The organism is Pseudomonas neuropathica (assembly GCF_015461835.1).
GTDB lineage: Bacteria > Pseudomonadota > Gammaproteobacteria > Pseudomonadales > Pseudomonadaceae > Aquipseudomonas > Aquipseudomonas neuropathica.
In genome coordinates this window covers 64141-76350 of the sequence record NZ_JACOPX010000020.1, presented here as the reverse complement: position 1 = coordinate 76350, position 12210 = coordinate 64141, and the positions used below count along the sequence as shown (strand labels likewise).

Genomic DNA, 12210 nt, shown 5'->3' with positions numbered 1-12210 from the left:
CATGGAAACCCGAGCGCATCATGTGTTGATCGGCCTGTTCACCGTGATAGTGGTGGCAGGCGCCCTGCTCTTCGGCCTGTGGCTGGCCAAGTCCAGCGTCGACACCGAGTTCAAGGATTACGAAATTGTCTTCAGTGAGGCGGTCAGTGGCTTGTCCAAGGGCAGCCCGGTGCAGTACAGCGGGATCAAGGTCGGCGATGTCATCAACCTGCGCCTTGATCCGAAGGACCCACGGCGCGTGCTGGCGCGGATTCGCCTGGCCGGTGACACGCCAGTCAAGGAAGACACCCAAGCCAAACTGGCGCTGGCCGGGATCACCGGTACGTCGATTATCCAGCTCAGCGGCGGTACGCCGGAGAGCCCGAAGCTGCGTGGACATGATGGCAACCTGCCGACCATCGTCGCCTCGCCCTCGCCTATTTCGCGGCTGCTCAATGACTCCAACGATTTGATGAGCGGCATCACTGCGCTGCTGCAGAACGCCAACCAGATGTTCTCTGCCGACAACGTCGAGCGTGTGAGCAAGACCCTCGCCCATCTGGAGCAGACCACCGGGACGATCAACGATCAGCGCGGCGACATCAAACAGGCCATGCAGCAACTGGCGACCGTCGGCAAACAGGCTGGCAGCATGCTCGAACAGACGTCGCTACTGATGCGCAACGCCAACGGCTTGATCAACGACCAGGGCAAACAGGCACTGGGCAGCGCCGAGCAGGCGATGAAGTCGCTGGAACAAAGCACCACCACCATCAGCACTCTGCTCAGCAAAAACGAAAACTCCATCGACAATGGCATGCAGGGCCTCAACGGCCTGGCTCCGGCGATCCGCGAACTGCGTGAGACGCTGACCTCGCTGCGGGCCATTTCGCAACGCCTTGAGGCCAATCCCAGCGGTTACTTGCTGGGCCGTGACAAGAACAAGGAATTCACGCCATGAAGCTGACTCGCCTCGCCCTCTTCGCTGCCGGTTTTTCCTTGATCAGCGCCTGCTCGATTCTGCCCAAGTCCGAGCCGTCGGATGTCTATCGCCTGCCGGCCGCACAGGCGCCCGCCTCGGCCAGTTCGGCGGCGACTCAGTCTTGGTCGTTGCGGCTGAACAAGTTGCAGGCCAGTGAGGCGTTGAACCGGCCGACGATTGCGGTGATTCCGCAGGGCGACGTGATCAGCAGTTACAAGGGCTCGCGCTGGAGTGATCCGGCGCCGGTGCTGGTGCGTAATCGCTTGCTCGATGGGTTTGCGCGTGATGGTCGGGTGACGTTGCTTAGTACCGATGACAGCAACTTTGCGGCGGATCTGGAATTGGGCGGAAGTTTGCAGGCGTTTCAGACCGAATACCAAGGCTCACAGGCCAGCGTTGTGGTGCGCGTCGATGCGTTGCTGGTGCGCGGTTATGACCAGCGCATTCTGGCCAGTCGCCGCTTTGAAGAGCGCCAGCCGTTGAGCGATGTGCAGGTGCCGGCGGTGGTTGCCGGGTTTGGCCAGGCCAGTGATCGCCTGACCGCGAAAGTCGTCGCTTGGGCTGTCGACCAAGGCCAGAAACTCGCTCCCGAAAAGCCCTGATTCATCACAATCCATGTAGGAGTGAGCCTGCTCGCGATAGCGGTCTATCAGCCACCATCATCGGTGACTGTCACCCAGCTATCGCGAGCAGGCTCACTCCTACAGTTTTGATGTGTGATCAGCCGAAGAACCAGTAGCAGACGCCAATCGCGCCGAGCACACCCGCCAGCTCCGCCAGCAACGCACACCCCACCGCATGCCGCGCGCGTTGAATCCCCACCGCGCCGAAATACACCGCCAGCACATAGAACGTCGTCTCGGTACTGCCCTGCACCGTCGCCGCGACCAGCGCCGGGAAGCTGTCAACGCCCGAGGTCTTCATCGTCTCGATCAGCATGGCCCGCGCTGCGCTGCCGGAGAACGGCTTGACCATCGCGGTCGGCAACGCATCGACAAACCGCGTGTCCCAACCGGCCCACTCGACCAGATGGCGAATCCCGTCCAGCCCGAAGTCCAGAGCTCCAGAGGCACGCAGTACGCCCACCGCGCAGAGCATCGCCACCAGATAAGGCAGCAGATTCTTCGCGACATCGAAGCCCTCTTTGGCGCCTTCTACAAACGCCTCGTAAACCTTGACCTTGCGAAACGCGCCGATGATCAGAAACAGCATGATCAACCCGAACAGCGTGAGATTGCCGAGGATCGACGACAATCCCGCCAAAGCCGTCGCGGAAAGGGTGCCGAGCAACGCCATGAAGCCACCCAGGAGCAGCGCGCCCGGCACCAGATAGGCCAACACCACCGGATCCCAGATCCGCAGGCGCTGCATGAATGCCACCGAGAGGAAGCCGACAATCGTCGAGCAACTGGTCGCCAGCAGAATTGGCAGGAACACCAGCGTCGGATCCGGCGCGCCTTGCTGGGCGCGGTACATGAAGATCGTCACCGGCAGCAGGGTCAGGGAGGAGGCGTTGAGCACCAGGAAGAGGATTTGCGCGTTACTGGCGATGGTGGCGCTGGGATTGAGCTCCTGCAGCGCCTTCATGGCTTTCAGGCCGATGGGCGTCGCGGCATTGTCGAGGCCCAAGCCGTTGGCGGCGAAGTTCAGGGTGATCAGGCCAAGGGCAGGGTGGCCGGGTGGGACTTCCGGCATCAGCCGCAGAAACAGCGGGCCGAGGACCTTGGCCAACCATTCGACAATGCCGGCCTTCTCGGCAATGCGCAGAAAGCCCAGCCACAGGGTGAGGGTGCCGAACAGCAGCACCATGACCTCGACCGAGAGCTTGGCCATGGCGAAAATGCTTTCCACCATCGCCGCAAAGATCCCGGCGTTACCGCCGATCAGCCACTGCGCCAGCGCCGACACGGCTGCCACGATGAAGAAGCCAAGCCACAGGCCATTAAGCATCAGTCAAATCCCCCGAAGAATGCCGCGAATGATAGCGGGGTCACCAGAAACGACAAACCCCGGATTTCTCCGGGGTTCGTATGGCTGATGCGGTCCACTGTAGGCGTGAGCCTGCTCGCGATCGCGGTGTATCAGACAACAGAGATGTTGAATGTACAGCCCTCATCGCGAGCAGGCGAAGGCCTACAGGGTTTTGCGTTACGGCTTGGAGATTTCGCCCGCTGGCAGTTTTTCCTTGCTGCGCCAGTGTGGCAGGGAGTTCCAGTAGCGCTGGCCCTTGGCATCGTCGTACATGCCTTCCCAGCGTGCGATAACCAGTACCGCGAGGGCATTGCCGATCACGTTCAGAGCGGTACGCGCCATGTCCATGATGCGGTCGACACCGGCGATGAACGCCAAGCCTTCCAGCGGAATACCGACGCTGCCCAGAGTGGCCAGCAGCACCACGAAGGAAACGCCCGGTACGCCGGCGATGCCTTTGGAGGTGACCATCAGGGTCAGGACCAGCAACAGTTGCTGGCTGATCGACAGGTCGATGCCATACAGCTGGGCAATAAAGATGGCGGCGATCGACTGGTACAGGGTCGAACCGTCGAGGTTGAACGAATAACCGGTCGGCACCACGAAGCTGCAGATGGCTTTCGGTGCGCCGTAGGCTTCCATCTTCTCGATCACGCGTGGCAGCACGGTTTCCGAAGACGCGGTGGAGTAGGCCAGCACCAGCTCATCCTTGAAGATGCGCATCAGCTTGATCACAGAGAAACCGAACAGCTTGGCGATCAGGCCCAGCACCACGAAGGCAAAGAAGGCGATGGCGACGTAAACCAGAATCACCAGCTTGGCCAGCGGCAGCAGCGAGGCGAAGCCGAAGTTGGCCACGGTCACCGCGATCAGTGCGAACACGCCGATCGGGGCGTAGTTCATGATCATGTGGGTGACTTTGAACATGCTTTCCGAGACGCCCTGGAACATCTTCACCAGCGGCTCGCGCAGGTCCGACTGCAGGCTCGACAGACCGAGACCGAACAGCACGGAGAAGAAGATGATCGGCAGCATTTCGCCGCGGGCCATGGCCGCGAAGATGTTCGACGGGATCAGGTTGAGGATGGTCTCGATGAACGCGTGTTCATGCTGCACTTCGGCGGCGGTCGCTTGGTACTTCGAGATGTCCACCGTACCCAGGGTGCTCATGTCGATGCCGGTGCCCGGATGGAACAGGTTGGCCAGCAGCAGGCCGACAACGATGGCGATGGTGGTGACGATTTCGAAATAGATGATCGTCTTCAGGCCGATCCGCCCGAGTTTCTTGGCGTCGCCCACGCCGGCGATGCCGACGATCAGGGAAGAGATGACGATCGGGATCACGATCATCTTGATCAGACGGATAAAGATATCGCCTGCCGGTTGCAGGACGTTGCTGATCCACCAAGCCTTCTCGGCACTGAAGTGATTGAGCAACGCACCAATTGCAATCCCTAGAACAAGACCGATGAGGATCTGCCAGGCGAGGCTGATTTTTGCCTTCTTCATTATCTTTACCCTTACTTGCGTTTGACTCAGGCACATGCAGGAACTGGAACGCTCTTTAGCGGAAAAGTCTGTGCATCTGCCTCCGTATAAGGTGCCCCGAAGCGCGTATTTACGGCTCTTCGGCAGGCGAAAAAAGGCGCAACTATTCCGATGCAAGGTTGCGCCGTCTAATGCCGTAAACGCCTACCCTATGCCGAATCGGCATGAGCTTTTTTAAATGAAACTGGCGTCCCAACCGGTTCGATTGTGACATTTCGGCCGGCATAAGTGCCGTGAACCGGCCATCACAGCCTAGGTTGGTTGTTTTTTGAACGAGAAAAATCGACGAAATATTTAGGAAAAAGCCTACGCAGGAAGACTAGAAGTCCTACTGTTTAAGTGGTCTCTTTGTCGATATACGGTCGCCATGAAACACCGCGTAATGTTTTCGCGCGCAGTGTCAGCGATAAAAAGGATGAGCTGGACGCTCTGGATCAATGTTTTGCGTGTTGGAAAGCTCAGCGCAAGTCCGTCGAGCCACTACGGGTCGGCGAACCTGCGGCGCAGCTTTTACCCTGACCCGGCCCTTGCGCAGGCACTCCCTGTACCCGTAGGTCACTCCGACCCTGCAACAGTCAGAACATCCCGGCCCCTTGGTCATGCGCCTGCCTTCCTCAGGTGGGCGCAATGGAAGGCAGCAGGGCTGCTGCCTTCATGTTCAAATCAGTACCACTTCGGATCTTTCTTCAGGGTTTCCATCAAAAGATCCTGCATGCCTTGATCGGGTTTACCGAGGAAGCGATAGGTCGCATGTCGCGTCGGCGACTTGTCGGCCGGCAGTCCTTCGGGCACATCCACGAGCATGGCGTAAGCGTCTTGCTTGTCGAAACTGAAGGCGACGATCAAACGATGGTTGAGGCACTTGTCTGTGGATTCGCAGAGCGGGCCGACCAGATACTTGTCGCCATCTTCAGTCACGGCATTCATCTGCTGGTCAGGCGTGCCGGACAGGTTCATCACCCATTCCGGCAGGCGTTCTTCCTTCTTCACCACGCCTTCCCAGGTTTCGCGATACTGCGGGTCGGAACTCAACAGTTCGTTGACCCGCGCCTGGCCGTCATTGGCCGCCATCGCCATGGCACTACCGCCCAACAGCAGGGCGGCTGCCAGTGTCTTTAACACAGTCATCGTTAACCTCGGCCGCGACGGCCAAAGAAGAAGGAAGCGATGAACATCACCAGGAACACGACAAAGAGAATCTTGGCGATACCCGTGGCGGTGCCCGCGATACCACCGAAGCCCAGTACTGCAGCGATGATGGCAATGATCAAGAATGTAATTGCCCAGCTCAACATGGTGATTCTCCTTACTTCTCTATTTAGGGGTGTTACGTGTTCTGGCGCTGCGCGCCCGAATTCATGTGTTCTTTAGAAAACCCAACGCTCTTCACGTGGCAGTTGATCCAGCGGCTGCGCCTGATCGACATCCATCATGCGCATCGAGGCGCTCTCGGCCTGGCTGCTGCTGACGGCGCTGAAGTGTGTTTGCGTGTTGTGCTGGATCGAAATCAGCGGCTCAACCTGCTGGCTGTTTTCCCAGCGCAGGTATTGCTGACAGGCGATCAAGGTGATCAACAGCGCCAGTACGCCAAACAGACCTTGCTGAATATGCAGTGGCGAGATACGCACTTGGGCGGCACGTTGGCGAGTCATCCTGGGTTCCTCACTCTTATTCGGTTGGGGCAGTTCGTATCTGCCCTGGCTGAATGAGGTATTGCAGCCTGCATGCCAGTTTTTTAATTGAAAAATATCTAATAAAATCAATGAGTTAAATTAGCTGTAAAAACCGCCTGCGACGCATCCTGCACGATGGGTCATCTGGGATCGTGCGCAATGCACGATTTTTTCGTAGGAGATTTCATTCTTATGGAATTGAGAGCAGGGCGCAGATGTCAGAAAAGTACGCAGGGAATGCCCTGCAAATCGGCATTTGTTTAAAAAACCAACAAAATCAACGTATTGGCCGTAAAGGCAGGAGAGAGCTACCCTCCTATGGCTGGCATCGTTCAGAATCAACCATGCAACTTGCCCGATTTTTCCGGGACTAACCCAAGACCAATCACTATGGAGCGTAGGAAAAATGGAATCTGCCACTGAGCATCAAGGCCGCATTCTGCTGGTGGACGACGAATCCGCCATCCTGCGTACTTTCCGTTATTGCCTCGAAGATGAAGGCTATACGGTTGCCACAGCCAACAGCGCGGCTCAGGCCGACGCCTTGCTGCAACGCCAGGTCTTCGATCTGTGCTTCCTTGATTTACGTCTGGGCGAAGACAACGGCCTCGACGTACTGGCGCAGATGCGCATTCAGGCACCATGGATGCGAGTGGTGATTGTCACCGCGCATTCGGCTGTCGATACCGCCGTCGACGCGATCCAGGCCGGCGCCGCCGACTATCTGGTCAAACCGTGCAGCCCGGATCAGCTGCGTCTGGCCACTGCCAAGCAATTGGAAGTGCGCCAACTGTCGGCGCGCCTCGAAGCCCTCGAAGGCGAGATCCGCAAACCGAAGGACGGTCTCGATTCCCACAGCCCGGCAATGAAAGTCGTACTGGAAACTGCACGTCAGGTCGCCGGCACCGACGCCAACATTCTGATCCTCGGCGAGTCCGGCACTGGTAAAGGTGAGCTGGCCCGAGCGATTCACGGCTGGAGCAAGCGCGAGAAAAAATCCTGCGTGACCATCAACTGCCCGTCGCTGACGGCGGAATTGATGGAAAGCGAACTGTTCGGCCACAGTCGCGGTGCGTTTACCGGCGCCAGCGAAAGTACACTGGGTCGAGTCAATCAGGCCGACGGCGGTACGCTGTTTCTCGACGAGATCGGCGATTTTCCGCTGACATTGCAACCAAAATTGCTGCGTTTCATTCAGGACAAGGAATATGAGCGGGTAGGGGATCCAGTCACCCGCCGCGCTGATGTGCGCATCCTCGCCGCAACCAACCTCAATCTGGAAGACATGGTTCGAGACGGCCGATTCCGTGAAGACCTGCTCTATCGCCTCAACGTCATCACTCTGCACCTGCCGCCTCTGCGCGAGCGTGCCGAGGACATCCTGACGTTGGCCGACCGCTTTCTCGCCCGCTTCGTCAAAGAGTATGCGCGTCCGGCGCGCGGCTTCAGCGACGAGGCACGCGAGGCGCTGCTCGGCTACCGCTGGCCAGGCAACATTCGCGAATTGCGCAACGTTGTCGAGCGAGCAAGCATCATTTGCCCGCAGGAGCGCGTGGAAATCAGCCACCTCGGCATGGCCGAACAACCGGCCAACAATGCACCGCGAGTCGGTGCCGCGTTGAGTCTCGACGAGTTGGAGAAGGCGCACATCGGCGCGGTTCTCGCCACCGCCGGCACGTTGGACCAGGCGGCGAAAACGCTCGGCATCGACGCCTCGACCCTGTATCGCAAGCGCAAGCAGTACAACCTGTGAGCGCCCGACGATGAAACTGGCGATGAAGTTGCGGACCCGTTTGTTCTTGAGCATTTCCGCGCTCATCACCGTGGCCTTGCTCGGGCTGCTGCTCGGGCTGGTCAGCGTGATGCAGATGGCGGGAACGCAAGAAGCCTTGGTGCGCAGCAACTTCGTCACGTTGGATCTGGGGCTAAAATTGCGCCAGACCCTGGGTGATCAACTGATCATCATGATGGCTGAAAAGCCCGACCCGGTAGCGTTCGAAGCGTCGAAACAGCATTACTTCCAGTTGCTGGATGAGGGCATTGCCCAAGAGCAAGAGGGTGATGGTCGGCAATACGGGTTCAGTCAGGCCAAAGCGGATTACCTGAACTTCCTGCAATCGTTCGATCTGTCGCGTGACCCTGCCAGTTCGATGAGCAGCAGCGCCGACTTCAGAGAGCGCTTCAATACTCTGCGCAACGGGCTGATCGCCGAACACAAGCATGCGCTGGACAACATCAACGCGGTACAGCATGAGGCACGTGAACGCGCATTGCTGATCGCCGGTCTGCTGGGCTTTGTCGGGCTGGCGGTGCTGATCATCGGTTTCATCACGGCTCACGGCATTGCCCGGCGTTTCGGCGCGCCAATCGAGGCGCTGGCGAAAGCCGCGGACAATATCGGCCAAGGCAATTTTGAAGTGACCCTGCCGATATCCTCGGCGATGGAAATGAACCTGCTGACCAAACGCTTTGGCCTGATGGCCGAGGCACTGCGTGAGCATCAGGCGACCAATGTCGACGAATTGCTCGCCGGTCAGCAGCGCTTGCAGGCGGTACTCGACAGCATCGATGACGGCTTGCTGATGATCGACCGGCAAGGGCATCTGGAGCACCTCAATCCGGTCGCTCAGCGTCAATTGGGCTGGGAAGATGACCGTCTCGGCCAAGGACTGGGGACGGCGCTGGAGCGCTCGGAGCTGGATGCGCAGCTGCAACTGGTACTGCGCGGCGGCACCCTGGAGCGGGCACCGGAAGATCTGAGTATCGAGGTCGACGGCGAATCAAGATTGCTGACCTACAGCCTGACGCCGGTCAGCCACACCCAGGGCCATATCCTCGGCGCGGTGATGGTGTTGCACGATGTCACCGAGCAGCGCGCCTTCGAACGGGTACGCAGTGAATTCGTCTTGCGAGCCTCACACGAACTGCGCACGCCGGTCACCGGCATGCACATGGCATTCGGCCTGTTCCGCGAACGGGCGAAGTTTCCTGCAGACTCCCGCGAGGCCGATCTGCTCGACACCGTGAACGAGGAAATGCAGCGCCTGATGCAGTTGATCAATGACCTGCTCAACTTCTCGCGTTATCAGAACGGCCTGCAGAAACTCACGCTGGCACCGTGTTCCATCGAAGATTTGCTGGAGCAGGCGCAGCTGCGCTTTGCCGATTTGGCGGCAGCCAAGGGTATCGTCCTGAATGTCGAAGTTCAGGGGCCACTACCGCGTTTGCAGGCTGATCAGGCGCAGCTTGATCGCGTCCTCGACAATCTGATCGACAACGCCTTGCGCCATACCGCCCGCGCCGGTCAGATCCGCTTGCAGGCACGTCGGCATGGTGAGCGGGTGATTATCAGCGTCGAAGACAACGGCGAAGGTATTGCCTACGGCCAGCAGGGGCGGATTTTCGAGCCGTTCGTGCAGGTGGGGCGCAAGAAGGGCGGTGCCGGCCTGGGATTGGCACTGTGCAAGGAAATCGTCCAGCTGCATGGCGGGCGCATGGGCGTTTACTCGCGGCCGGGGCAGGGCACGCAGTTTTATATGGCGCTCGCTGTCTAGGCTTCATCATCCATGCGCCGTCCGGCGAGGCGCCGGCCACGGGTGATCAGTTCGATGAACTGCACCGCGCTCAGCGCATGGGCGAATAACCAGCCCTGACCGAACTTCACACCTTCGCTGCTGAGCAATTGCGCCTGTGATTCCAGCTCGATGCCTTCGGCTATCACCTTTAAATCCAACGCCTGGGCCATATGAATGATGTGCGGGGCGACGCCGCTGCTGGCCGCGTCATGGCCCAGTGCATCGATAAACGCTTTGTCGATTTTCAGGCAATCGACCGGCAAGGTTTGCAGGTAGGCGAGGCTGCAATAGCCGGTGCCGAAGTCGTCGATCAACACCTGATGACCAACGTCGCGCAAGGCTTGCAGGTTTTCCCGCGCCACCACCACATCAATCAAGCCACGTTCGGTGACCTCGAAGGCAATCTGTTTCGCTGCCACGCGATGCAGGGTAAGCAGCCGCGCCATGACCTGGCCGATGCGGGGCACCATCACGTCGCAGGCTGCCAGGTTGACCGAGATGTATAGCTGCGGATTGGCGCGCAGCAACTGGCCCAGTTGCTCCAGCAGGCGCTGCAGGACGAAGTCGGTCATCTGCCGGATCTGCCCGGTGTTTTCTGCCATGGGGATGAACAGGTCGGGGCTGGTCAGCGTGCCGTCGGGGCGGCGCCAGCGCAGCAGGGCCTCGGCTCCGACGCAGTTGCGGCTATCGAGGTCGAAGATCGGTTGATAGAGCACCTGCAACTCGCCGCGGCGGATCGCACCGTGTAGTTCGGCATCCAGAGACTGACGCTGGCGCACCAGTAAGAACACGAAAAATCCGACAAAGGCGCCGAGCAGTAGACACGCCGGGATGATCCACCACCAGACAGCCGGAATGTGCGTGCCGGTTCTGGGGGTGATCAGCACCAACTGATACTCCGGATTATCCGTGGGCATGCGGTAGATCAGCCGGGTCTGCGTGACTTGCAGGGCATCGCGACTTTTCGGTGGCCAGTGTTCCGTGGGTGGCCAGGCTTGCGCCGTGCCCAGCACCGGGATCGCACGGGTGCCATGGTCGAGCACCACCAGCAGGCTGCTGCCGGGGGACAAATCGACCATGTCGGTCAGATGCCCGCGCGAGGTGGCCACGCGGAAATTGCCGCGCCCCAGCATCAGCGCCGCGCGGTTTTCATCAGGTTCGGTGGTGGTGTTCAGCCAATAGCTGTAGGTCGGGCCTTTGATGTCTGGCGCGCGGACCACCGACAGACCTTCCTGGCGCGGACGGTTGGAGCAGATCCGCGAGGCGTCCATGTAAGCTGCTTCATAGACGAAGCGATAGTTGAAGGTGACTTGCTGCAGGGTGGCGATCATTTCATCGTCACAACTGCGCAAGGGCTGCGCTTCCAGGTCGTCGAGACTTTCACGCAACTGGCCAAACAATTGTTCGAGGCGGGCCAGAAAACGTTCGCCTTGTGCGTTCATTTGTTGGCTTTCGTTTTGCTCGACCTGACGCATGGCCACGAACATACCGCCGGCGATCAGCAGGCTGGCACTGAGGACAGCCGCGATCATCGCCAAAAACCAGGGGCGATAAAACCAGCTACGCAGCGTCTCTCGGGTAGCAACCATCATGGAATATCCGAAGAATTACCAATGAGTTATAGCTGCTGATTGCAATTTCGCCCTGACCGTCGGGCGGGCGTCATTATTTTGTCTGATTGAGTACCAGCAACAACGCGGCCGTTTGTGCATCCGGCGTGCCGTCGAAACGCGCAGGGCGGAAGTGCATCTGGAAGGCGGCGAGGACGTGGCGTGTGGCAACGTCCAGCTCACCGGTCTGCGGTGTGTCATAACCCAAGTGCGCCAACTGTGCCTGGAACCAGCTGATGCTCGGCAGTTCGCTGCTGTTGAACAGCATTTGCTGGCGCGCTACTGCCTGTTCGTTCGGCCATACGCCCAAGCCTTCGGCGGCGAGACGTTTCCACGGGAACAACGGGCCCGGATCGAGTTTGCGCAGTGGGGCGATGTCGCTATGGCCAATGATGTGGCGCGGGCTGATGCCGTTGCGCTTGCTGATGTCCTTGAGCAGGACGATCAACGATTGAATCTGCGCTTCGCTGTACGGATACCACAGACGACCGGTCGGGGTGTCCTTGAAGCCCGGATTGACGATTTCGATACCGATCGAGCTTGAGTTAAGCCAGGTACGGCCCTGCCATTGGCTTTCGCCGGCGTGCCAGGCGCGCTGGTTTTCGTCCATCAGCTTGTAGATGGTGCCGCTCTTGTCGTCGCCGATCAGGTAATGGCTGCTGACTTCGCCATGGGTCAGCAGTTGCAGCGAGCGTTCCAGCGACGCCGAGGTGTAGTGGACGATCACGAACTGGATACGGCTGTCGTAATTGGCTGAAGGATGGCTAGTGTCGTAACGCGGGGCGCTGGCACAACCGGCCAGAACGAGCAGCGACGCGAGGAGGGCAAAGAATTTCATGGCAGAGGACAGTACACGCAAGACAGTAATGCAA

Annotated in this window: 11 protein-coding genes; 4 read left to right on the top strand and 7 right to left on the bottom strand. The window is 59.3% G+C overall.

Annotation, left to right across the window (positions count from 1 at the left end; genetic code table 11):
* The first annotated feature begins 1 nt into the window (after nt 1).
* Both H8F23_RS25490 and H8F23_RS25485 read left to right on the top strand, forming a co-directional pair.
* The gene (locus H8F23_RS25490) at nt 2-940 is read left to right on the top strand and encodes an MlaD family protein (RefSeq protein ID WP_194936209.1); all 939 of its coding nucleotides are present in this window, start codon (nt 2-4) and stop codon (nt 938-940) included.
* Nucleotides 937-1563, top strand: coding sequence for an ABC-type transport auxiliary lipoprotein family protein (locus tag H8F23_RS25485; RefSeq protein WP_194936208.1), 627 nt, complete (start codon nt 937-939; stop codon nt 1561-1563). The genes H8F23_RS25490 and H8F23_RS25485 overlap by 4 nt, the downstream gene beginning before the upstream one ends.
* 118 nt (nt 1564-1681) lie before the next feature.
* Here H8F23_RS25485 and H8F23_RS25480 read toward each other — a convergent pair whose 3' ends face one another.
* The 5 genes from H8F23_RS25480 to H8F23_RS25460 all read right to left on the bottom strand — a co-directional run bounded on the left by H8F23_RS25480 (nt 1682) and on the right by H8F23_RS25460 (nt 6132).
* Nucleotides 1682-2911 carry a nucleoside recognition domain-containing protein gene (locus H8F23_RS25480; RefSeq protein WP_194936207.1) on the bottom strand — a complete coding sequence of 410 codons (1230 nt, stop codon included), beginning with the start codon at nt 2909-2911 and terminating at the stop codon, nt 1682-1684.
* Between the two features lie 198 nt (nt 2912-3109).
* A complete protein-coding gene (gene gltP, locus H8F23_RS25475; RefSeq protein WP_093429514.1) occupies nt 3110-4441 on the bottom strand; it encodes a glutamate/aspartate:proton symporter GltP in 1332 nt (443 codons plus the stop codon).
* Between the two features lie 702 nt (nt 4442-5143).
* On the bottom strand, nt 5144-5608 hold the full coding sequence (locus H8F23_RS25470; RefSeq protein WP_194936206.1) for an inhibitor of vertebrate lysozyme family protein: 465 nt from the start codon (nt 5606-5608) through the stop codon (nt 5144-5146).
* A gap of 2 nt (nt 5609-5610) precedes the next feature.
* Nucleotides 5611-5775 carry a DUF1328 domain-containing protein gene (locus H8F23_RS25465; protein ID WP_003177151.1) on the bottom strand — a complete coding sequence of 55 codons (165 nt, stop codon included), beginning with the start codon at nt 5773-5775 and terminating at the stop codon, nt 5611-5613.
* Between the two features lie 72 nt (nt 5776-5847).
* Entirely contained in the window at nt 5848-6132 is a 285-nt protein-coding gene (locus H8F23_RS25460) for a hypothetical protein (RefSeq protein ID WP_093429512.1), read from the bottom strand.
* 427 nt (nt 6133-6559) lie between these two features.
* On the opposite strand from H8F23_RS25460, the gene algB reads away from it, so the two are divergent.
* The gene (algB, locus tag H8F23_RS25455) at nt 6560-7906 is read left to right on the top strand and encodes a sigma-54-dependent response regulator transcription factor AlgB (RefSeq protein WP_007954049.1); all 1347 of its coding nucleotides are present in this window, start codon (nt 6560-6562) and stop codon (nt 7904-7906) included.
* Nucleotides 7907-7916: 10 nt separating this feature from the next.
* Nucleotides 7917-9707, top strand: a complete 1791-nt coding sequence (locus H8F23_RS25450; protein ID WP_194936205.1) for a KinB sensor domain-containing domain — start codon at nt 7917-7919, stop codon at nt 9705-9707.
* On the opposite strand, the gene H8F23_RS25445 is transcribed toward H8F23_RS25450, so the two are convergent.
* Complete coding sequence (locus H8F23_RS25445) at nt 9704-11317, bottom strand: EAL domain-containing protein (RefSeq protein WP_194936225.1); 1614 nt, start codon at nt 11315-11317, stop codon at nt 9704-9706. The two genes, H8F23_RS25450 and H8F23_RS25445, sit on opposite strands and share 4 nt — an antisense overlap.
* Before the next feature lie 76 nt (nt 11318-11393).
* On the bottom strand, nt 11394-12176 hold the full coding sequence (locus H8F23_RS25440; protein WP_194936204.1) for an N-acetylmuramoyl-L-alanine amidase: 783 nt from the start codon (nt 12174-12176) through the stop codon (nt 11394-11396).
* Nucleotides 12177-12210 lie beyond the last annotated feature (34 nt).